General features: G+C 33.8%; 23 protein-coding genes and 1 riboswitch. Of the genes, 11 read left to right on the top strand and 12 right to left on the bottom strand.

Annotated elements, in window-relative coordinates; all coding sequences use genetic code 11:
- Positions 1-31 precede the first annotated feature (31 nt).
- The 6 genes from CDH50_RS12650 to CDH50_RS12675 all read right to left on the bottom strand — a co-directional run bounded on the left by CDH50_RS12650 (position 32) and on the right by CDH50_RS12675 (position 5383).
- The gene (locus CDH50_RS12650) at positions 32-571 is read right to left on the bottom strand and encodes an acyl-CoA thioesterase (RefSeq protein WP_394337013.1); all 540 of its coding nucleotides are present in this window, start codon (positions 569-571) and stop codon (positions 32-34) included.
- A gap of 12 nt (positions 572-583) precedes the next feature.
- Positions 584-931 (bottom strand): 6-phosphogluconate dehydrogenase, encoded by a 348-nt coding sequence (locus CDH50_RS12655; RefSeq protein ID WP_100612652.1) that lies wholly within the window; start codon positions 929-931, stop codon positions 584-586.
- 10 nt (positions 932-941) lie between these two features.
- On the bottom strand, positions 942-2258 hold the full coding sequence (gene rmuC / locus CDH50_RS12660; protein ID WP_100612653.1) for a DNA recombination protein RmuC: 1317 nt from the start codon (positions 2256-2258) through the stop codon (positions 942-944).
- A 108-nt stretch (positions 2259-2366) separates the two neighbouring features.
- Positions 2367-3161 (bottom strand): ABC transporter ATP-binding protein, encoded by a 795-nt coding sequence (locus CDH50_RS12665; protein WP_100612654.1) that lies wholly within the window; start codon positions 3159-3161, stop codon positions 2367-2369.
- A gap of 44 nt (positions 3162-3205) precedes the next feature.
- Positions 3206-4237 carry a FecCD family ABC transporter permease gene (locus CDH50_RS12670; protein WP_100612655.1) on the bottom strand — a complete coding sequence of 344 codons (1032 nt, stop codon included), beginning with the start codon at positions 4235-4237 and terminating at the stop codon, positions 3206-3208.
- A complete protein-coding gene (locus CDH50_RS12675; protein ID WP_100612656.1) occupies positions 4238-5383 on the bottom strand; it encodes an ABC transporter substrate-binding protein in 1146 nt (381 codons plus the stop codon).
- 204 nt (positions 5384-5587) lie between these two features.
- Positions 5588-5877, top strand: a riboswitch (cobalamin riboswitch).
- Positions 5878-5945: 68 nt separating this feature from the next.
- Between CDH50_RS12675 and CDH50_RS12680 the strand changes: the two genes are divergently transcribed.
- Positions 5946-7817: a TonB-dependent receptor plug domain-containing protein gene (locus CDH50_RS12680; protein ID WP_100612657.1), complete on the top strand. Its 1872-nt coding sequence runs from the start codon at positions 5946-5948 to the stop codon at positions 7815-7817.
- Positions 7818-7869: 52 nt separating this feature from the next.
- Here the strand turns inward: CDH50_RS12680 and CDH50_RS12685 are convergent, their stop codons facing one another.
- Positions 7870-8586: a Dph6-related ATP pyrophosphatase gene (locus CDH50_RS12685; RefSeq protein ID WP_100612658.1), complete on the bottom strand. Its 717-nt coding sequence runs from the start codon at positions 8584-8586 to the stop codon at positions 7870-7872.
- Entirely contained in the window at positions 8573-10066 is a 1494-nt protein-coding gene (locus CDH50_RS12690) for a S41 family peptidase (protein WP_100612659.1), read from the bottom strand. The genes CDH50_RS12685 and CDH50_RS12690 overlap by 14 nt, the downstream gene beginning before the upstream one ends.
- Before the next feature lie 147 nt (positions 10067-10213).
- Here CDH50_RS12690 and CDH50_RS12695 point away from each other — a divergent pair, with 147 nt between their 5' ends.
- From CDH50_RS12695 to CDH50_RS12710, 4 genes are read left to right on the top strand one after another with little or no spacing between them, the layout of a single operon-like run.
- Positions 10214-10723: an RNA polymerase sigma factor gene (locus CDH50_RS12695; protein ID WP_100612660.1), complete on the top strand. Its 510-nt coding sequence runs from the start codon at positions 10214-10216 to the stop codon at positions 10721-10723.
- A complete protein-coding gene (locus tag CDH50_RS12700) occupies positions 10710-11186 on the top strand; it encodes a hypothetical protein (RefSeq protein ID WP_100612661.1) in 477 nt (158 codons plus the stop codon). Before CDH50_RS12695 ends, CDH50_RS12700 begins: the two co-directional genes overlap by 14 nt.
- A 42-nt stretch (positions 11187-11228) precedes the next feature.
- On the top strand, positions 11229-11789 hold the full coding sequence (locus tag CDH50_RS12705; RefSeq protein ID WP_100612745.1) for a DUF4252 domain-containing protein: 561 nt from the start codon (positions 11229-11231) through the stop codon (positions 11787-11789).
- A 6-nt stretch (positions 11790-11795) separates the two neighbouring features.
- The gene (locus CDH50_RS12710; RefSeq protein ID WP_100612662.1) at positions 11796-12335 is read left to right on the top strand and encodes a DUF4252 domain-containing protein; all 540 of its coding nucleotides are present in this window, start codon (positions 11796-11798) and stop codon (positions 12333-12335) included.
- Between the two features lie 58 nt (positions 12336-12393).
- Here the strand turns inward: CDH50_RS12710 and CDH50_RS12715 are convergent, their stop codons facing one another.
- The 3 genes from CDH50_RS12715 to CDH50_RS12725 all read right to left on the bottom strand — a co-directional run bounded on the left by CDH50_RS12715 (position 12394) and on the right by CDH50_RS12725 (position 14604).
- Entirely contained in the window at positions 12394-12588 is a 195-nt protein-coding gene (locus CDH50_RS12715) for a hypothetical protein (RefSeq protein ID WP_100612663.1), read from the bottom strand.
- Between the two features lie 10 nt (positions 12589-12598).
- Complete coding sequence (gene purB / locus CDH50_RS12720; protein WP_100612664.1) at positions 12599-13942, bottom strand: adenylosuccinate lyase; 1344 nt, start codon at positions 13940-13942, stop codon at positions 12599-12601.
- Between the two features lie 86 nt (positions 13943-14028).
- Entirely contained in the window at positions 14029-14604 is a 576-nt protein-coding gene (locus CDH50_RS12725) for an adenylosuccinate lyase (RefSeq protein ID WP_100612665.1), read from the bottom strand.
- A gap of 41 nt (positions 14605-14645) precedes the next feature.
- On the opposite strand from CDH50_RS12725, the gene CDH50_RS12730 reads away from it, so the two are divergent.
- The gene (locus CDH50_RS12730; RefSeq protein WP_100612666.1) at positions 14646-15119 is read left to right on the top strand and encodes a heme-binding domain-containing protein; all 474 of its coding nucleotides are present in this window, start codon (positions 14646-14648) and stop codon (positions 15117-15119) included.
- 98 nt (positions 15120-15217) lie between these two features.
- A complete protein-coding gene (locus CDH50_RS12735) occupies positions 15218-16453 on the top strand; it encodes a glycosyltransferase (protein WP_232732012.1) in 1236 nt (411 codons plus the stop codon).
- Between the two features lie 109 nt (positions 16454-16562).
- Here the strand turns inward: CDH50_RS12735 and CDH50_RS12740 are convergent, their stop codons facing one another.
- Positions 16563-17009, bottom strand: coding sequence for a KTSC domain-containing protein (locus CDH50_RS12740; RefSeq protein ID WP_100612667.1), 447 nt, complete (start codon positions 17007-17009; stop codon positions 16563-16565).
- Between the two features lie 168 nt (positions 17010-17177).
- On the opposite strand from CDH50_RS12740, the gene CDH50_RS12745 reads away from it, so the two are divergent.
- From CDH50_RS12745 to CDH50_RS12760, 4 genes are all read left to right on the top strand, one after another.
- Complete coding sequence (locus CDH50_RS12745; protein WP_100612668.1) at positions 17178-18815, top strand: ABC-F family ATP-binding cassette domain-containing protein; 1638 nt, start codon at positions 17178-17180, stop codon at positions 18813-18815.
- Positions 18816-18935: 120 nt separating this feature from the next.
- Positions 18936-19814 (top strand): SMODS domain-containing nucleotidyltransferase, encoded by an 879-nt coding sequence (locus CDH50_RS12750; RefSeq protein ID WP_100612669.1) that lies wholly within the window; start codon positions 18936-18938, stop codon positions 19812-19814.
- Positions 19792-20361 (top strand): SLATT domain-containing protein, encoded by a 570-nt coding sequence (locus CDH50_RS12755; protein ID WP_100612670.1) that lies wholly within the window; start codon positions 19792-19794, stop codon positions 20359-20361. The genes CDH50_RS12750 and CDH50_RS12755 overlap by 23 nt, the downstream gene beginning before the upstream one ends.
- Positions 20362-20438: 77 nt before the next feature.
- A complete protein-coding gene (locus CDH50_RS12760; protein WP_100612671.1) occupies positions 20439-21203 on the top strand; it encodes a response regulator transcription factor in 765 nt (254 codons plus the stop codon).
- Positions 21204-21284 lie beyond the last annotated feature (81 nt).

The following is a 21284-nucleotide window of genomic DNA, read 5'->3' on the forward strand; positions in this document are numbered from 1 at the left end:
TTAGCGGCATTTTTTATTAGCTATTAAAATTTTATATAAGTTCAATTTTAGCATTTTGATTTTTCAAAGAATCTAAATACAATTCCATTTTAAATTCCGAGGTTCTAAAAGCTGTTGTTCTATTTTTGGCTTGTTCTTGTCGTGCAATACTTCTGGCATAACGGCGCACTTTATTAACCGAGTCCAATATAATACCTGGTACTGGAACATTATTTCCATGTTCGTCTTTGGCTACCATTGTAAAATAGGATGAATTACAATGTTTCCGTTCTCCCGTTTGAATGTTTTCAGATTCAATCCTCACACCAATAACCATAGAAGTTCTGCCCGTATAATTTACCGATGCTTTGAGAGTAACCAATTCGCCGACTTCAATGGGGTTTAAAAAATCGACTTTATTAACAGATGCGGTAACGCAATAGTTTCTGGAATGTCTGGACGCACAAGCAAAGGCAATTTGATCCATCAAACTTAAAATATAGCCACCATGAATTTTTCCACTAAAATTGGAATGTGATGGCAGCATCAATTGGGTCATGGTTACTTGAGATTCTTCCGTGGTTTTAAACATCATATTATGTGTTTATTTTTGTAGTTCGACTTTTGTGACAAAATATTTGGTGTCTCCCAACCAAAATAATAATTTGTAGCGTTCAAAATAATGGAGTTTCACCATTTTGCCTTGAAAATTATTCAAATCTTCAATCACTTGCTTTTCTTTGTCCTGTACCGAAAATACGAATCGTTGGGATTCAGAAACGCCTTGGCTTATTTCGCCTTCCCAAGTTTTGAACATGACGCCTTTATGACTGAATTTAATCAATTCGCCCGCTCTTACTCCTGTACTGTAGCTTGCAAAATAAAGAAAACAGAGATGTATTATGAATATAATACCAATACCAATTCCAATTTTTATTAGAACTCTTTTCATGTGTTATTTTTTAGTGGTCTTCAGCACGTTTTAGTATCGCCTCGGGTAGTGCTTTTTTAGCCTTAGCGCCCATTTTTTTAAGTCTTTCAACACTAGAAATCAAGTTTCCTTTACCATCAACAAGTTTGCTCATAGCAGCGGAGTAATCACTTTTTGCAGCGTCAATTTTTTTGCCAACACCGGTTAAATCAATAACCAATCCTTCAAATTTATCATATAAAGCACCTGCTTGTCGGGCAATTTCAATGGCGTTTTGTTGTTGCTTTTCGTTATTCCACATACTGTCAATAGTGCGCAACGTTGCCAAAAGGGTAGAAGGCGTTACAATAACAATGTTTTTCTCAAAAGCTTTGTTATAAATGCTATTGTCTTCATTCACAACAACGGCGAATGCGGGTTCAATAGGAATGAACATCAACACAAAATCCGGGGATTCTATATCGTATAAATCCTGATAATTTTTTTCTGAAAGTTGGTCTATATGCCTTTTAATGGAATTCACGTGTGCTTTTAAAAGCATAGCTTTATCCTCATCTTCTGCATTTACAAATCGCTCATAATCCGTTAATGACACTTTAGAATCTATAATCATTTTTTTACCATCGGGAAGGTGTAAAACCACATCGGGCATCACTCTAAAACCATCTTCGCGCACAAAACTTTGTTGTACAAAATACTCACGGTCTTTTTCTAGTCCCGATTTTTCTAAAACACGTTCTAAAACCAGCTCGCCCCAATTTCCTTGCATTTTACTATCACCTTTTAAGGCTCTTGTTAAATTGGTGGCTTCTTTGGTCATCAATAGATTTAGGTCTTTTAAACCAATCAATTGTTCTTTTAAAGCCGAATGCATACTGATGCTTTCTTTTTGTGTTAAATCGACTTTATCTTCAAAAATCTTAATTTTTTCTTGTAACGGATTTAAAATGTTTTTGATGTTTTCTTTATTCTGAAGCGTAAATTTTTCTGATTTTTCTTCTAAAATTTTATTGGCTAATAACTCAAAATCTTTGCGTAGTTCCTCTTGGCGCTTTTCTAATTCTTCATCACGCTTTAAATTAAGCTGATAGAGATTTTCGTATTCCGTATTCCGTCTTGTTAATTCTGCATTTAAAAACTCTTTCTCTTTTCTAATATCATCACGCTCAACTTCAATTTTGCTAAGGGTTTGCTTAAGATCGTTAATGGTTAAACCCATTTGATTCTGACGTTCTTCCAAAGTGCTTTGTTCGCTTTTGCTTTTAAGTTTGGTAATGGTCATGCCAATGTAAGTACCAATGCCTCCAGAAATTAGAATGGCGAGAATTAGAATGATGTTGTCGTTCATTTAAATAAAGAGTTTATTCAAAGATATATTTTTTAGACCGAAGAAGGAAGACCGAAGACCGAAGTTTTTAACGTAAATTGAAAACTGAAAACTGCTACTGAAAACTGATTACTTCTTCACCCTAAAACTCCCCGTTTTTTCATCAAAAGCAATTAAATCCTCAGGAAATAAAGAATCAAAAACGCCTTTAGTTATTAAATTACAAGGCATATCTGACACCACATGATTGGGCGTCATAACAATCAACCTATCACACAATTGAATGGCTAAATCTATTTCATGTGACGAAAACAAAATGGTTTTATTGGTTTCCTTCGCTAATTTTTGCAGTAATTTTAAGGTGGATACTTTGTGATAAATGTCTAAATGTGTGGTTGGTTCATCTAAAATAATCAAATCCGTATCTTGAGCCAAGGCACGTGCAATCATGACTTTTTGTAATTGTCCATCACTGATTTCAAAACATCTTTTATGTTTCAAGTCCCATACATTGGTTTGGGTTAAGGCCGTATTTATAATAGAAATATCATTTTCGGATAGATTACCGACCCAATTGGTATAAGGCTGTCTGCCCAAAGCAACAATTTCAAAAACCGACAAATTTTTTGACATGAGTTGCTCGGTTAATACCAGACTTAATACTTTAGCTAAATCCAGTGCCGTATAGTGTTTGATGTTTTTGTCATTAATAAGAATATCACCACTCAAACCATTTTGAACGTTGGTTAAGGTTCTTAAAAGCGTCGATTTCCCCACACCATTCACACCAACCAAACCAACCAATTCTCCTTTACATAATTCAATATTAATATGGGAAGCTATAACGGTACGCTCTTTTTTAGAAGCATAACCAATCGCTAAATCTTTGGTTTTTAAAATGATATGTTGGTTGTCCTTTTCCACTAGTTTCTTGTCTATCGTCTTAAATCTTATATCTAAAATCTACTTTAAAACACCATTTTCCGTTTCCTAACCAATAACCAAATCACAACCGGTGCACCTACTAATGATGTAATGGCATTAATCGGCAGGGTATAATCGCTATTGGGCACTTGGGCTATACTATCACAGATAAGCATCACAATCGCCCCAAATAAAAATACAGCAGGTAATAATATTTTATGGTTTGAGGTATTGAAAACTTGTCTTGTTAAATGCGGAATGGCTAATCCTATAAACGCAATTGGGCCAGCAAAGGCCGTAATAGTTCCTGCTAATAAACTGGTCGCCATGATGATGGCAAACCGACTTCTTTTAATGTTCAAACCTAAACTTTTGGCATAATTTTCACCTAAAAGCATGGTGTTTAATGATTTTACGGAAGCTAAACTGATTATGAGTCCGAGACAGTAAATGATGAAAAAGATGCCTAATTCATCCCAAGATAAATTTCCTAAGCTACCAAAACCCCAAAAGATATATTGTTGCAATTGTTGAGCAGACCCAAAATAGGAAAGCACGCTTACAATGGCGGAAGTGATGCTTGCAAACATGAGTCCGATGATGAGTATCGCCATGGTATCGCGCACTTTTAACGACACCATTAAAACAGCCAGCAAGACTAAAAAACTACCTAAACTAGCGGCAATAACAATGCTCCATTTTGAGATTAAAAATAGAGCAAAAACACCGCCAAAAATAGATGAACCTAAAATAACCAACGCCACACCCAAACTCGCCCCAGAACTGATTCCTAAAACAAAAGGGCCAGCTAACGGATTTCTAAATAGGGTTTGCATCAATAATCCTGAAATGCCCAAACCGGAGCCGACTAATATAGCAGTCATCGCTTTTGGCAATCTATAATTCTGAATGATGTGTTGCCAAGTTTCTTGTTGGGTTGAGTTTCCCAAAAGACTATTGAAGACTTCATTAAGTGGGATATAAACAGACCCCAAACTGATGTTTGCTAAAAAACAAAATACAAGTAAGATGGACAATGCCAAAAAGGACAGTTTATATGTATTGGAATTCGGCAATTAGTCTAAAGGTTTAAAAAAGTAAAGGTCATAATTTTTTAAGAGTTCTGGGTGACAAATTTTAATTAGGTCTTTTAAAACCAAATCGGGTCGGGTAGTGCCTAATTCAAAATAAAGAATTCCACCTGATTTCCCAGTCGTATTGATGGACGAATAAATACTATTATTTTGAAACGCTTTAAACAAAGCATGATTTTTATTGCCATTTTTAAGAGCTTCTTTGTTGACGTAATTCGACGGACTAAACCAAATATCAGCATTTTTGGCTTTTGAAAAAACCGTTTCAAAATTAAGTGATAAACTACCGGTTCCTTCGGAGTCACTCCATAAATAATTAATATTGGCATCCTTAAAAAGTTGTGCTTCGGTGCTTGTGCCATTTGGTAAAAACCAAACATCGTTATGCATGGCGCCACTTAGAATAGTTGGTTGGTTTTTTGTGTTTTTCGCCAATTTTTTAGCTTCTAAATAATTGTTTTCAATCGTATTGAAAATAGAATCAGCTTCTTTTTCTTTATTGAACAATACACCAAAAAACTTAATCCATTCTGCTTTTGCAAGAGGTGATTCTTCTACCCAATCCCCATTAAAAATAACAGGAATCCCCGATTTTTTTATCGTTTCAAACGTCCGACTTTTGCCATCAACACCAAAACCAATCACCACATCTGGTTTTAATTCCAATAATACTTCGGTGTTAATGCCTTCGTTTTTTCCCAATTCCCGGATCAATCCGTTTTCGATTCTATGTCTGGTTTTTTCCGAAGAAATATAATCGATGCCTGGAAATCCAACCAAAGTTTGTTCAACGTTTAAAAGTTCTAAAGCAGGGATGTGCGTGGTGGAGGTGACGACTATTTTTTGAATGGGTTTTATAATAATGCCATCATAAGCATCTGTTGAAAAAGTCGTTTTTGCAGCGTTTTCTTTATTGATGAGGATATATTTAAAAACGCTTTCCGCTTTAGGCCAAGGATTTTTTATTTCTAAAATTTTATAAGTTCCATAATCTTCAACCGAAAAACCTTTGGCATATTTTAATGGTAATAATTTCCCATTTATGCCTTCAAGGACTTGTTTTTTTGTCTCGTTTTTACAATTAAAAACCGTTAAAATAATAATTAAAAAAAGTGATTTGTATTTCATTAATAGATGACAAATGTCATTTTTAAACATTTTAAAGCTTGTTATTTTTGTTGAAAATATTAACGATGAGAGACGGCTCAAATTTAACAATATATATAGTAGCTGGCGTAATAATGGCTCATTTTTTAATTGGATTTGTTTATTTGATTTATAAAATGACCAAGAAAAAGTAAGCTTTCAATTATTATTTTAAAGTTAATATTTACATTTGCACCGAAATTTGGTTTTATTCACTTCACGTGGATGAATTAAAAGGGAATCAGGTGCGTTGATTTACGAATTTTGATTTAAGATTTACGATTATTTAAATCGTAATTCGTCAATCGTAACTCAACAATTCCTGAACTGTTCCCGCAACTGTAAGTTTTTGCTGAAATTTTTTTCAGCACCTCATTTTGAGATGTTATTTACTTCTAAAACCACTGGCTTTATTTGCTGGGAAGGTGAAATAACATAAAACAAGTCAGGAGACCTGCCATTTTCAAAACAAATAAAGTTAAACTTTCGGGATAAAAGTTTGCGTATGATAATCCATGCGATTCTCGAGTAATTATTCATTAAAATGAACAAAAAAACAAATGTTTTTGGTGTACTGTGTTTTAGTATATCATTATGTGGCTTTGCGCAACAGCAGGTCGATTCTACAACCGTACAGCAACTTGATGAGGTTGTTGTTTCAGATTCACGGTTCCAATTAAAACGTGAAAATTCAGGTAAAACGGTTATTAAAATTTCACAAGCTGAAATTGAAAATAACCAAGGGCGGAATATTTCAGAATTAATTAATGCCAAAAGTGGTATTGAAATTAATGGGACACGAAGTGTTGAGGGTATTAATTTAGGATATTTTGTGAGAGGTGGTAATAATAGGCAGGTTTTGGTGCTTATTGATGGCGTTCAAGTAAATGACCCATCCCTAGTTTCCAACGAATTCGATTTACGCTTGGTAGATTTAAATACTGTAGAATCCATCGAGATTATTAAAGGAGCGGCCAGTACCTTATATGGTAATTCGGCAGCTACGGCGGTTATTAATATCACCACCAAAAAAAGTTCAGGAAAACCAATTTCCGCTAGTTTTTTATCGGTTATAGGAACCAACCAATCCGCAGACGACCAAAACTATAATGGGGCTAGTTTTAACAACAATGTCTCCGTGAATGGAAACTTAGATAAATTTAGTTATTTAGCAAGTTTTGCAAACAGGTATGTGGATGGTTTATCTGCTGCAAAAGCTGAAAATGCTGAAAAAGATCCTTTTTCAAGATTCAATACCAATCTAAAATTAGGTTATGCTTTTAGTGATGCTTTTGAATTATCCGCTTTCACAAGTTACGATAAGTTGAGAACGGATACGGATGGTTTTCCGCCGCCAAACTATACAATCGCCGATACAGATGATGCTTATAAAAACGAACAAAAAAGAATTGGAATTTCTCCTAAATTCACTTACAAAAACGGAAGTTTTCAGGTAAATGCGGCTTATACGGAAATAGACAGAGAAAGTATTTCAGATTTTGTAACGAGTTATGAAGCCAAAAGTTATGTGTTGGATGCATTTAATAAATATGTGTTTGACGATACTTTTTATACCATTATTGGATATAATTATGCCGATTATAAAACATTGTTTGATCAAGAACGGTCATATACAACCTCCGATCCTTATGTAAACGCAGTGTATGTATCGGATTTCGGATTGAATTTAAATGCTGGTGCTAGAATGAATAACCATAGTGAATACGGTTCTTATTTTGTTTATAATGTTAATCCATCTTTTACTATTGATGTAAATTCTGGTTATGTTAAGGTTTTGGGGTCGTATGCCACCTCGTTTATTGCACCTAATTTATCACAGTTATTTGGGTTTTTTGGAGCGAATCCAGATTTGGAGCCAGAAGAAAACAGAACCATTGAAGGTGGTTTGGAATTTTCAAATAGAAAAGGATTCCGTTTAAACGGATTATATTTTAACCGAAAAGAAGACAATACCATTATTTATACAACCGGTTACCAAAATGCCACCGAAAGTGCTACGGTTCATGGTGTGGAAGTTGAAGCGGCAATTAACTTAATTAAAGATTTAACAATTGCGACAAATTATACCTATACAGAATTGCAGGAAGGCTTACGTTTGCGTTTGCCAAAACATAAAGTGAATGCTAATGTTGGTTATAATTTTTCTGAAAGTACGTATGCATCATTAACCTACCAATTTGTTGGGGAGAGAACGGATACCGATTTTTCAACCTACCAAAACGTGGAATTAAAATCATTTTCTTTAATTGATTTATACTTCAGTCAGAAATTAATAGAAAATAAATTAAAACTTTTTGCTACTGTAAACAATCTTTTTAATGAAGATTATTTAGAAATCATTGGATATACAACCAGAGGCAGAAATGTGAGCTTGGGATTGAATTTGAATTTTTAGAAAAAAATATAAATTAAATAAAAAGTCGTTCAATTAATTTCGGACGACTTTTTTATGGAATTAAATCACAATACCAAACCCCATATTTTTCATTTTTACAAATAGAATCGTCTTCTGTATTTGGATTTTCATATTCACGATATACTTTTTCGCCTATGGTAAACGGAATGGGTTTTTTGAAAATAGGACCATCAAAACAAAAGGTATGAAATTCACCATTTTCGCCGCAAGGATCAACATCTTCGGGTAAATTATTAATAAAGTTCTTGTCTATAACGGTTCCAACAAAGTCTTCATTAAAATATTTTGAATTCGCACAAACAATAATGGTTTTAAAACCTAGGTCTAAAAATTCATTAATAAGTTCTTTAGTATCCCGTTTCCAAATAGGAAATACCGCTTTTAAATTCTGCTTAGCTAATTGTTTTTCTCTATAAGTTCTCAAATCCTCTAAAAAAATATCACCAAACGCACTATGTGTATAACCTTCGTTTTTTAGTCTTGATATATTTTCCAGTATTTTTTGTTCGTAAACTTCCATGCTGGGCATTTCGGGTAATTCTATTACACTGGATTTAATATTAAGTGCGTTGGTTTGGGCTATTAAAAGTTCCTTTCTAAGCCCATGCATAGATACGCGGTTGTAATGTGTATTTACAGTTGTAATTAATTCGTCAACCGCATAACGATTATCTTTTAGTAATTGATAAAGCGCTAGCGCAGAGTCTTTTCCGGAACTCCAATTGAAATAGGTTTTAATTTTTTTCAATTATAAATTTACTTAATAAACCTGATGGAAGTTTTTTGTCAACATACATATCGTTATGTAGTGGTTTAAAACTGTTACTATCTTTAAACAATGTTAAAGAAGCTTCCTTTTCAGATTTTATTGGAGATAATTTTGCTGTTGGGTTTTGAATATCTGCCAAAGCAGCAGCCAATAATGTTTCATTTTCATCACCAATAACACCTAAGTCTAAATAACTTTCTGATAGTTGAATATCTGGTGTTAAACCATTAAAATAATCGGTTCTTCCAACTTTATTCAACGATTTAAAAATCAATGGTTGCATGGCATAGCTATGACTCGGATTAGCGCCTTGACGGGTAAAATCGGGGGAATCATAAATTGTAGTAGAGGCTTGATATTTACCCGCCGTATTTTCACCAATATGAATAACATTAATATAGGGGTCTAAAGCATTTATAACCAATTCGCTAGCGGATGCAGAAGATTCTAAAGCAATCACATACACTTTTTGAAGATTTAAACTATTTAAAGTTCTGCCATCATCATTATTTACAAACCTGCTTATTAATAATTCGGGATTTTCATTTTCAAAAGCAGCTTGAAATTCGCTATTCCATTGTTCAGTTAAAAAGACCTCGCCAGTAAATTGACCGGTTATCATGCTTGACAATAATATCGCTGAATTTACAGAACCCCCAGAGTTATATCTTAAATCCAATACAAGATGCTGTACATTATTCGATTTGAAAGTCGCAAATGCATCGTTGAGCTGTTCATCAAAATTTGCGGTAAAACCATTGTACATTAAGTAACCCACATTTTCTCCTCCAACATTAAAAATGTTGGTGTTAAAAATGGGATTTTCGGTATATTGAACTTTAGTTAAGTTAATGCTTATATTTCTTGGAACAATAGTGTCATCTGAAGTTGTGGAAGTACCGTTATCATTATAATTAGCTAGGTTTAGAGTGTAAGCATTGGAATTAAGTAAACTTATATAATTATTAATTGTTAAAGGCGTACCATTAATGCCACTAAAAATATCACCTCTAACTAAACCATTGGAACTTGCACTCGTGTTTGGCAACACCATGGTTACAATACCTATTAATTGCGTGTTACTGTTTGGTTGAAGAAATAGATTAAACATCATACCATCACTAGTAGAAACACCAGCAAATTGCTGTTCTAATGCAATATAATCATCAACAATCCAACTGAATTTATCAACGGTTTGTCTATGATAAATTAGACTTTCAAATAAATCTTCAGGGCTTGAAAAACCATTTAAATAATTGGCATAAGCTTCATCGCTATTAAAGGCGTCGTTTGCAAGATTTGGCACATTATCTTTATATAAATAGATAAAGTTCATGCCTTTCCAAACAAAATCATTTATAGAGTTTCCGGTAATTTGATTGTCATCATTATCTTCAAAACAACTAAAGGTTAGAAATGAAACAACTATTAATAGAATTAGGGCTTTGTAATTTTTCATAACATTTTTTATAGCTTGGTCTTATAAACTCTAAATTAGCTTACATTATTATGTAAATATAAATATTTTGTCACAAAACAGATGGTCGTTCGTCGTAATCTCAAATAACCTTAACTAAGTTGTTTTAAAACTAATTAAACCAAAGTAATGACTCAAAAGGAGTTTTTAAATATTGTGATGCCATTTAAGGATAAAGTATTTCGTTTAGCAAAGCGATTGCTTATATCTACTGAGGAAGCGGAAGATGCCACACAAGAGGTTTTGATGAAATTATGGAACAATAAAGAAAAGATTGAGGATTACAAAAATGTTGAGGCTTTTTCAATGACGATGACCAAAAATTTTTGTTTTGATAAGCTGAAATCCAAACAATCACAAAATTTAAAAATTGTACATAGCAATTATGAGGATAATAACACCTCATTGCAAAAACAGGTTGAATTAAATGATAGTGTGCATTGGGTATCAAGAATTATAGAAGAGTTGCCAGAACAGCAAAGAATGGTCATTCAATTAAGGGATATAGAAGAATACGATTTAGATGAGATTGCAAATATGCTGGATATGAATAATACCGCTGTAAGAGCTAACTTATCTAGAGCTAGAAAAACAATAAGGGAAAAATTAACAAATACACATAGTTATGGTATTAAATAATATAGAAAAATTACTTGAAAAGTACGAAAACGGAGAAACATCCCTAAAAGAAGAGCAACAGTTAAAAAACTATTTTTCGCAAGAAACCGTCGCCCCGCATTTAGAGATTTACAAACCCATGTTTGCGTATTTTTTGGTAAACCAACAAGAACAATTTACTAAACACGTTCCATTAAACACTAAAAAAGTATTTAACTACAAATGGATTTCTGTTGCTGCAGTAGCGGTTCTAATGTTGGGGATTTACTTAAAATCGACCATAAACAACGATTTAGGTACCATTCAAGACCCAGAACTTGCTTTCAACGAAGTATCAAAATCGTTGGAAATGATTTCTAAAACTTTCAATAAAGGAACTTCTACACTTGGCTACCTTGAAGAATATGGCAAAGGAGCTTCAACATTAGAATATCTCAATGAAATTGAAAAAGGAACCAGTATTATTTTTAAAAAAAATCAATAAAAAACGAACACACAAACAATGAATAATTTAAAAACAACTCTCATGAAAAAAATAGCAACAGTAATGGTCATGGCAATCATGTTATTGCCAATCTCAGGAATGGCACAGGATATTTTTGAAAAATACAATGGTAATTCAGAAGTCACCTATGTATCCATACAACCCAAAATGTTTCAAATGATAGCCAAAATGGGTATTAATGTAGATGATGCAGAAGCCAAAGCCTATATGGATATGGTAAAAAGCATCACCAGTTTTAAAACCATAGTAACCGATAATAAAACCATTGCCGCAGATATTTCAAAATGGGTAAAATCGCGATCAGGGTCTTTAGAAGAATTAATGCAGGTTAAAGATGGTGGTGCCGAAGTTAAATTCTACGTGAAGGAAGGCAAAGATTCAGACCACGTTAAAGAACTGTTGATTTTTGTAAATGGTATTGATAAAGTGATGCAAGCCAATGGTGTTGATGTTAATGGTCAACAACGAAAAATTGAAACGGTGGTGGTTTCGCTTACGGGAGATATCGATTTAAATGAAATATCTAGGCTTACCGATAAAATGAACATTCCTGGGGGTCAGCATTTAGAGAAAAAGAAATAACATATCATGTATCAATCAATCAAATACATAGTAGTAATTATTATTGCAGCTTTCTTTTTAGTTAGCTGCAATAATGGTTTAACCATGCAACGTTATTTTGTAGAGCATCAAGAAGCTAAAAATTTTTTGGCACAAGATGTACCCATATCGATGCTGAATATTGACGAATCAAAATTAACGGCAGAACAAAAAGAAGCTTATAAATCGGTAGAAAGATTAAACTTTTTAGGATATAAAGTGGACTCAATACATGTTGATGAGTTTAATTCGGAATTAGCAAAAGTTAAAACCATTTTAAAAGACGAAAAGTATAATGAACTTATTGATTTTAGTTATGGAGGAGCCAAAATAAGCGTAAAATATATTGGTGATGATGAAGCTGATGAATTTATCGTTTTTGGCAGTTCTAAAGAAATGGGTTTTGGAATTGTACGTATCTTGGGAGACAACATGAGTCCGGAAAAAATGATTGCTTTGGGGCAGTTATTTGGAAACTCGAATGTGGATACCTCGCAATTTAAAGATATGATGACTTTCTTTAAATAGAATATGAAGTAATTTATAAAAACTCGGGCTTTCCAAATCATGGAAAGCCCGAGTTTTTTTATTCAATATGTTGTTCTTCGTCACTTTCTTCTTTTGGATGTTTCCAAAAAAAGAGATTTACAACAATCGCTAAAAAGATAATGGTAAGCAAAGTCAAAACAACAAAATTATCTAGAATATCCAACATTCCAGTCACAAAAACACCCATTGCCATAAGGCCACAAAGCATTAATGATTGTTTGTCTGTTAACATGTTTTATATTTTAAATGCCAGTATAATTACTTGGTGTTAAACGTTTTAATTCGTCCTTTATTGTATTGGAAATCTCTAAGGTATCAATAAAATTTGAAATGGAATCTTGATTTATTTTTTCGTTGGTCCTAGTCAAACCTTTTAAGGCTTCATAAGGATTGGCATAACCTTCCCGACGTAAAATGGTTTGAATAGCTTCGGCAACAACCGCCCAGTTATTGTTTAAATCATCAGCAAATTTGCTTTCGTTCAATAATAATTTATTCAATCCTTTCAAAGTAGACTTAAATCCGATCAATGTATGTCCGAATGGAACGCCAACATTTCGTAATACCGTACTATCTGTTAAATCGCGCTGCAATCTAGATACAGGAAGTTTGGCCGATAAATGTTCAAAAACAGCATTGGCAATCCCTAAATTACCTTCACTATTTTCAAAATCAATCGGGTTTACTTTATGCGGCATGGCAGAACTACCTACTTCACCAGCCTTGATTTTTTGTTTGAAATAATCCATGGATACATAGGTCCAAATATCTTTATTCAAATCTATTAAAATGGTGTTGATACGTTTTAAGTTGTCAAACAAAGCGGCCATATGGTCGTAATGCTCAATTTGCGTTGTTGGGAAGGAATGGTGCAATCCTAAAGTATCTTCAACAAATTTCCTTCCAAAAGCTTTCCAATCAATATTTGGGAAAGCAACGTGGTGCGCATTAAAATTACCCGTGGCACCACCAAATTTCGCAGCATGCGGAATATGTTGTAATAAATTGAACTGTTGTTCCAATCTCACCACAAAAACATTAATTTCCTTTCCCAATCGGGTTGGAGATGCTGGTTGACCGTGGGTTCTTGCCAACATGGAAATAGCCGACCAATCGTTGCTCAAGGTTTTAAGTTTATTTAAAACTTTCAAGTATTCTGGAATATAAACCTCATTTACAGCATCTTTAATGCTTAAAGGAATAGCTGTATTATTTATGTCTTGCGAGGTTAAACCAAAATGGATGAATTCTTTGTATTTAGTCAAGCTTAGCTTGTCAAATTTTTCTTTTATAAAATATTCAACAGCCTTAACATCATGGTTTGTAACGTTTTCAATGTCTTTTATGGCTAGTGCATCTTCAGTTGAAAAGTTTTTATAAATGCCTCTTAAACTTTCAAATACATTTGAATCAACACCTTTAAGTTGAGGTAACGGGATTTTACAAAGCGCGATAAAATATTCTATTTCAACTAAAACACGATATTTTATTAAAGCCTCTTCCGAAAAGTAAGGTGCTAATTCGTTGACTTTATTTCTATATCTTCCATCAATTGGTGAGATGGCATTTAGTGGTGATAATGACATGTTTGCTTGTTTTTTTGAAAGATGCAAAGATAGACATTTGATTTGCGAATTACGACTTACGAATTGCGAATTTTTGATTTTCGAATCTATGATTTGGGTATTTTTTTCATTCTAAGCAGAATATGTTTGGCTCTGGATTTAAATGCGGCACTTTGCGTTTGAAAATCCTGTTCTAAAATGGGCTTTAAATCATCATGAATCCACGTGTTTTCTTGTCCGATAAGAAATAGCGTTTCCATGGCAAATACTTTTGTTGCTACCTTATGTTTGTTAATCATCCAATCAAAACAGGTCTCCACAATGCGTTCTTTATGTTCTGGCGAAAGCAATCTTTTAAACGTGTTATTTTCTTTGGAATAATAGGCTTTAGCTATGAATTGACACACTTTAGAAACCGGTCGAACCGCAGATTCTAAATGAACTTTATGAATGTTTTTGGTGAATGTGTCCAAATGCGGAATGATGGCATAAATGTAATCTGTACAAACAAATTCCAAAACCCAAGCAGCGTGGCAAGATATTTTATCATCTACTTTGAACAGAATCTCAATGAGATAAGGAAATAACGCCATATCATTTTTAACAAGTTGCGAGCAGTTTAGCCGGCTTTCACGCGATGCGCTTATTTTTGTCAATTCATTATAAAATTCTTCTTTAGTCATCAATTTATTTTACTATTTTTAAACTTTAAATATAAATAATCATGAAGATATTAAAAAAGATACTTATTGCTTTACTTGTAATATTTGTCATTGCCCAGTTTTTTAGACCTAAAAAAAATGAAGGTGATATGGCTTCCATGGATGCCTTTTATGCAGAGACCAATCCACCAGCTGAAGTGAAACGTATTTTAGAAGTTAGTTGTAACGACTGCCATAGCGATGTTACCAGATACCCTTGGTATAATAATATTACGCCAGTAAATTATTGGTTGGCAGACCATGTAAACGATGGAAAAAAGCATTTTAATATCTCAAAATGGGAGGGAACTTCAACAAAACGCAAAGACCATAAGTTCGAAGAGCTTATTGAAATGATTGAGAAAAAGGAAATGCCTTTGGATTCCTATACATGGACGCATACTGATGCAAAACTTACAAAGGCACAAATGACATCTGTTATAGATTGGGCGAAACAGGTTCGTTTAAAATACAGTCTGGAACCCCAACCAGAATAATGGTTTCTAATCCTATGTTTCTGAAAGAGTGAACATAAGCATAGGCTCTAAATCATAATTTAGTGTTTTAATTTTATAAAATAAAATATTCGGTATTAGTGGCATCAAAAAAACTCTTAATCATTGGTTTTGTTTGGCCAGAACCCAAAAGCTCTGCTGCAGGTAGCAGAATGATGCAACTTATTGACATATTTCAATCCCAAAACTACCAAATTACATTTGCCAGTGCGTGTGCTAAAACCGACAATGCATTCAACCTTGAAACCATTGGAATAAAACAAGTTTCAATAGAACTTAACAATTCTAGTTTTGATGTGTTTGTAAAAAAGTTACATCCAGATGTTGTGATTTTTGATAGATTCATGACCGAAGAACAATTTGGTTGGCGGGTTGTAGAACAATGTCCTGATGCCTTACGGATTTTAGATACCGAGGATTTGCATTGTTTAAGAAAAGGCAGGGAAGAGGCACTAAAACATAAGGTTCTGTTTGATAAATTTTATTTATTCAATGATACTGCAAAACGCGAGATAGCCAGTATTTACAGATGTGATTTAACGCTTGTTATTTCAGAAGAGGAAATGGAAATATTAAAAAACCAATTCAAGGTCAACACTCATCTTTTATATTATCTGCCATTTTTATCCGAAGCAGTTGCCATGGAAACCAAGCGTAACCTGCCAAAGTTTAACGAAAGGGAACACTTTATTACTATTGGTAATTTTTTGCATGCTCCTAATTATGATGCTGTTTTGTTTTTAAAAGAACATATTTGGCCTTTAATTAGAAAAAGATTGCCCAAAACAGAAGTTCACATATATGGTGCCTATGCTTCTGACAAAATACTTAAATTCAATAATAAAAAGGACGGATTTATCATTAAAGGATTTGTTGACGATGTAGAAACCGTGATGCAACATGCAAAAGTGTGTTTAGCGCCATTGCGTTTTGGTGCAGGTTTAAAAGGCAAACTTATCGATGCCATGTTAAATGGAACACCTTGTGTGATGACTACCATTGCTGCTGAAGGGATGTTTGGAAATTTTGAACCTAACGGATTTATAGCCGATGATACTGAAGAATTTGCAAACAAAGCCATCGAATTATATACGGGCAAAATTTTTTGGAGAGGCAACCAAAAAAATGGCTTTCAGATAATGAATGCACGTTTTGATAAACAACTGTTTGTTTTAGATTTTACATTTAAACTAAACTCCATACAAAATAACCTTCAAGTGCATCGTTTGGATAATTTTACAGGTCAAATGTTACAGTATCACACCTTGCAAAGCACTAAATATATGAGTAAATGGATTGAGGAAAAGAGCAAATAAGATGTAAGACTTTAGATGTGAGATTTTAGAAAATTTATAATCAAAAGTCCAACAAACTAACAAGTCTAAAGCTCTAAGTAGTCTAACAATCTAAGAAAGTCTAAAAGGTCTAAACCTCCACTTCACTTTTTTTAATCTTCCTGTAAGTATAGGCATTGAAAATGTTACGTTTCGCAAACCGTGTTAATGTGCCCGATTGGTAAAACTTAGTAAATAAGGCTTTGTTAACACCAAAAAACTCATAGGTATTACCATCCAAAAAGGTTAATTCTAAAACCATCCCTTTATGTTGCCAATCTATTATTGGAGAATTAATGGTCTCATTATACTCCTCTAAATTAGTAGCTTTGGTTTCAGGGGCAATACTAACTAAAAAGTGATAGCCGTCAATGATTTGTCTGCTCATTAATTCAGCCTCCACAGCTTTTTCATCACCTTTTTGAAACTTATCAGGATGCCATTCTTTTACTAAATTTCTGTAAGTAGATTTTAGTTCTTTAAGGTCAATGTCTTTTTCAACATTAAACAATTTTTTGTACTCGCCAATACGTTTCATGTGGTCGTTTTTTTGAAATAAGGCGCGAAGATACTCTTTTTTATGATGTAAGACTCTAGAATTGAGATAAAAGAATCAAACTATACCGCATTTTAGTCTAAAATCTAAAAGTGAAGCGGTCTAACATCTAACATCTTTTCATAGCTTTGCACCTTTAAAAAATATAAGATGATTTCAGTTGATAATTTAGCAGTAGAATTTGGCGGAAGTGCCTTATTTAGTGAGGTGTCTTTCACCATTAATGAAAATGATAAAATTGCCCTTATGGGTAAAAATGGCGCGGGAAAATCGACCATGATGAAGATTATTGCTGGCGAACAAAAAGCCAGCCGTGGAGGCGTTCGTTATCCCAAAGATGTCATTATTGCATATTTGCCACAGCATTTATTGACTGAAGATAATTGCACCGTTTTTGAGGAAGCTTCTAAAGCGTTTGACCATATTTTTAAAATGCGTGACGAGATGGAACGCCTTAATAAAGAACTGGAAACCAGAACGGATTATGATTCTGATGACTACATGAAAATTATTCAGCAAGTATCGGATGTCGGTGAAAAATTCTATGCTTTGGAAGATGTGAATTATGATGCCGAAGTCGAAAAAGCCTTGCGTGGTTTGGGATTTAAACGTGAGGATTTCACGCGTTTAACCAGCGAATTTAGTGGTGGTTACCGCATGCGGATTGAATTGGCTAAAATATTATTGCAAAAACCAGATTTAATCCTGTTGGATGAGCCAACAAACCACATCGATATAGAATCCGTTATTTGGTTGGAAGATTTTCTACTGAATAAAGCCAAAGCCGTCATGGTGATTTCGCATGATAAAGCTTTTATTGATAACATTACCAACAGAACCATTGAGGTGACGATGGGGCGTATTTACGACTATAAAGCCAATTATTCCCATTATTTACAGTTACGTGAAGACAGACGTATCCACCAAATAAAAGCTTACAACGAACAACAAAAATTTATAGCCGATAACATGGCTTTTATAGAGCGTTTTAAAGGCACGTATTCTAAAACCAATCAAGTGAGTTCGCGCGAGCGTATGTTGGAAAAATTGGAAATTATTGAAATTGATGAAGTCGATACCTCCGCTTTAAAATTACGTTTTCCCCCAGCACCACGTTCGGGAGATTATCCGGTAACGGTAAAGGATTTATCTAAATCGTATGATGACCATGTAGTGTTTAAAAATGCGAATATGTCCATTTCACGCGGCGAAAAAGTATCGTTTGTCGGTAGGAATGGTGAAGGAAAATCAACGATGATTAAAGCCATTATGGGCGAGATTGATTTTGACGGCACTTGTGCGTTAGGACATAATGTGAAAGTGGGCTATTTTGCGCAAAATCAAGCGTCTTTATTGGATGAAAACCTGACTATTTTTCAAACGGTTGATGAAGTGGCCGAAGGTGATATCCGTACCCAAATAAAAACCATTTTAGGAGGTTTTATGTTTAGGGGTGACGATATCGATAAAAAAGTGAGCGTGCTTTCCGGTGGAGAAAAAACCCGATTGGCGATGGTAAAACTCCTTTTAGAACCAGTTAATTTGTTGATTCTGGATGAGCCAACCAATCACTTGGATTTAAAATCGAAAGATGTTTTAAAGGAAGCCTTAAAAAACTTTGATGGCACCCTTATCTTGGTGTCGCACGACCGTGATTTTCTTCAAGGCCTCTCACAAAAAGTATTTGAGTTTAAAGACCAACGTGTTATTGAGCATTTTGAAACCATAGACGACTTTTTAGTAAGAAACCGTATCGAAAATTTAAAGCAGATTGATTTGAAGAAATAAGGTTTTACTTTGTTGCAATTGTCGGAAAAAAATGATAGATTCGTTTAACGATCTGATATGAAATTTTTGAAACGATTTCATATTATAGATGTATGTAATGCCAAAAGATTCCATCATTAAATGAGTGTAACGACAAATTTTGAAACCTTCTGTAACAACTTACTTATAACTCAAACAAAACGTTCGACTATCTCTGATAGATACCTTGCAATATGTAAACGATTAAATAAGGACTTTTGGGGTATGGACACAACTTCAGGAGGTCGTTATGTAGGTTCTTTTGGAAGAAATACAGCAAACAGTTATGTTAGCGACATTGATATGTTGTTCGAAATGCCATTATCAACTTACAATACTTACAACGCTTATATTTCTAATGGACAATCAGCATTGTTACAAGCAGTTAAGAATTCAATTGCCACAACTTATCCAAATACAAGTTTAAGAGGTGATGGACAAATTGTTCAAGTTACTTTTTCTGATAGTATGAAATTTGAAGTATTACCAGCCTTCAAAAATGATGATGGTAGCTATACTTATGCCAACTCAAATAACGGAGGTTCTTGGAAAAAAACAAATCCAGTTCCTGAAATCAGTGCAGTTTCATGTGGAGACGGATTGACAAATAATAATCTTCGACCATTATGCAGAATGGCAAGAGCTTGGAAATATTATAACAGCGTGCCAATATCAGGTCTTTTAATTGATACGTTAGCACATAGATTTTTGACGGCTTGGTCAAATAGAGACAAATCATACTTATACTACGATTTTATGAGTAGAGATTTTTTTAGCTACCTTAAAAATCAAGACGCAAATCAAAATACTTGGTATGCTATTGGAAGTGGACAAAGTATTTACAACCCTGATAATTTCAGGTATAAAGCGACAGTTGCTTATAATAAATCATTAGAAGCAATACAACAAGAAACAGACAATTTCACTTGGAGTGCAAAACAAAAATGGAGAGAAATTTATGGAAACAGATTCCCAGAATAATGGCTTAAAGACATTAGAAGCACAATTAAGAGAAAACTATGGCAAAATAGTTTACTCACATAAAACGCAAGAAAAGTGTGCAGACATTCTTTCTAAAAGAAATAATAGCATTAAAAATTCACAAATTATTCTCTCCGCTTTAATCACGACAGGATTATTAGTTCGTGTTTTTAAAGGTGAAGAATGGGCTTTAATAGTGAGTACGATTTTATCGGCTATTCAGTTTGGGTTCACGAGTTTTTTACGGGAGTATAATCTAGGTGAGACAATTCAAAAACATTCAACAGCAGCCCTTGAATTATTAGACATTCGAGAAAAATATCTTTCACTTTTAACTGACTTAAAAGCAGGTTTACTATCACCAGAAATAATAGTAGAAAAAAGGGTTGAACTTCAAGAAGATTTATCTAAGACATACAAAGGTTCGCCTAGGACTTTTAGCAAAGCGTACAAAGAAGCTCAAAAAGCATTACAAATGAATGACGAACTGACTTTTTCGGACGAAGAGATAGACAAATTTTTACCTGACGTATTGCGAAAGAAATAAATATTGTTTTTAATTATTTGATTCTTACTTTAGACTTAACTTAAAGTAGAGATGTTTAAGCATTAACAACCAACAAAATGAAATTCGACAAGCATTTTCCAACCGACCCATTAAAACCCTACATCAAGTATTTTGTAGTTTCGGAGAATGATTTCGAAAATGAATACAAAGTTTTTCCGTCATCAAGTTTGGTCATTGGTTTTCAATATAAAGGTCAACTTTCATCACTACAAAATGGCACGGAAAGCAGATTAGATTCCGCAGGAATTACTGGTATTTCAGATAGTTATAAAATTTTTAAAAACTCAAAAGATATAGGAACGGTTTTGGTTTATTTTACTGAAATCGGGTTTACCCATTTTGTTTCCCATCCCGCCAACGACTTGTTTAATTTAAGTCTTTCGCTAGAAGATATTTTTAATAAAAATTTGGTAAGGGAAGTCGAGGAAAAATTAGTTGCTGCTACCACGGATTATCAGCGCATAAAGATTGTGGAACAGTTTTTAATATCGCAACTTAAAGATATTCAAACGGACAAACTCATTGTTGAAGCCGTAAAACTCATTTACCAGAGCAACGGAACCATCCGCATCAAAGAACTAAACGAAAAACTGTTTATAAGTCAGAGTCCATTTGAAAAACGATTCCGGAAAGTGGTAGGAACCACGCCCAAAAAGTTTTCATCCATTATCCGTTTTAATAAAGTGGTTGCTAATTTATCAGAAACAAAATCGTTAACCGATATCTGCTACGAAAACAATTTCTTCGACCAAGCCCATTTCATTAAAGACTTCAAACAATTTACGGGCAATACCCCAGAAAATTTTAAACGCTTTTTGTAGAAAAACGATTTTTTACAATGGCAGGGATGTGGGCTGTTGCATCTTTGTGTTGTAGTAAAAACACATTCAAAAAATCGTTTA

This window comes from Confluentibacter lentus (genome assembly GCF_002806995.1).
GTDB lineage: Bacteria > Bacteroidota > Bacteroidia > Flavobacteriales > Flavobacteriaceae > Confluentibacter > Confluentibacter lentus.

What these genes read in the sequence shown, in the direction of transcription:
- CDH50_RS12650 (WP_394337013.1), bottom strand. Translation starts at nt 571, where the DNA reads ATGTTTAAAACCACGGAAGAATCTCAAGTAACCATGACCCAATTGATG.
- CDH50_RS12655 (WP_100612652.1), bottom strand. Translation starts at nt 931, where the DNA reads ATGAAAAGAGTTCTAATAAAAATTGGAATTGGTATTGGTATTATATTC.
- rmuC (WP_100612653.1), bottom strand. Translation starts at nt 2,258, where the DNA reads ATGAACGACAACATCATTCTAATTCTCGCCATTCTAATTTCTGGAGGC.
- CDH50_RS12675 (WP_100612656.1), bottom strand. Translation starts at nt 5,383, where the DNA reads ATGAAATACAAATCACTTTTTTTAATTATTATTTTAACGGTTTTTAAT.
- CDH50_RS12680 (WP_100612657.1), top strand. Translation starts at nt 5,946, where the DNA reads ATGAACAAAAAAACAAATGTTTTTGGTGTACTGTGTTTTAGTATATCA.
- CDH50_RS12690 (WP_100612659.1), bottom strand. Translation starts at nt 10,066, where the DNA reads ATGAAAAATTACAAAGCCCTAATTCTATTAATAGTTGTTTCATTTCTA.
- CDH50_RS12695 (WP_100612660.1), top strand. Translation starts at nt 10,214, where the DNA reads ATGACTCAAAAGGAGTTTTTAAATATTGTGATGCCATTTAAGGATAAA.
- CDH50_RS12700 (WP_100612661.1), top strand. Translation starts at nt 10,710, where the DNA reads ATGGTATTAAATAATATAGAAAAATTACTTGAAAAGTACGAAAACGGA.
- CDH50_RS12705 (WP_100612745.1), top strand. Translation starts at nt 11,229, where the DNA reads ATGAAAAAAATAGCAACAGTAATGGTCATGGCAATCATGTTATTGCCA.
- CDH50_RS12710 (WP_100612662.1), top strand. Translation starts at nt 11,796, where the DNA reads ATGTATCAATCAATCAAATACATAGTAGTAATTATTATTGCAGCTTTC.
- CDH50_RS12715 (WP_100612663.1), bottom strand. Translation starts at nt 12,588, where the DNA reads ATGTTAACAGACAAACAATCATTAATGCTTTGTGGCCTTATGGCAATG.
- purB (WP_100612664.1), bottom strand. Translation starts at nt 13,942, where the DNA reads ATGTCATTATCACCACTAAATGCCATCTCACCAATTGATGGAAGATAT.
- CDH50_RS12725 (WP_100612665.1), bottom strand. Translation starts at nt 14,604, where the DNA reads ATGACTAAAGAAGAATTTTATAATGAATTGACAAAAATAAGCGCATCG.
- CDH50_RS12730 (WP_100612666.1), top strand. Translation starts at nt 14,646, where the DNA reads ATGAAGATATTAAAAAAGATACTTATTGCTTTACTTGTAATATTTGTC.
- CDH50_RS12740 (WP_100612667.1), bottom strand. Translation starts at nt 17,009, where the DNA reads ATGAAACGTATTGGCGAGTACAAAAAATTGTTTAATGTTGAAAAAGAC.
- CDH50_RS12745 (WP_100612668.1), top strand. Translation starts at nt 17,178, where the DNA reads ATGATTTCAGTTGATAATTTAGCAGTAGAATTTGGCGGAAGTGCCTTA.
- CDH50_RS12750 (WP_100612669.1), top strand. Translation starts at nt 18,936, where the DNA reads ATGAGTGTAACGACAAATTTTGAAACCTTCTGTAACAACTTACTTATA.
- CDH50_RS12755 (WP_100612670.1), top strand. Translation starts at nt 19,792, where the DNA reads ATGGAAACAGATTCCCAGAATAATGGCTTAAAGACATTAGAAGCACAA.
- CDH50_RS12760 (WP_100612671.1), top strand. Translation starts at nt 20,439, where the DNA reads ATGAAATTCGACAAGCATTTTCCAACCGACCCATTAAAACCCTACATC.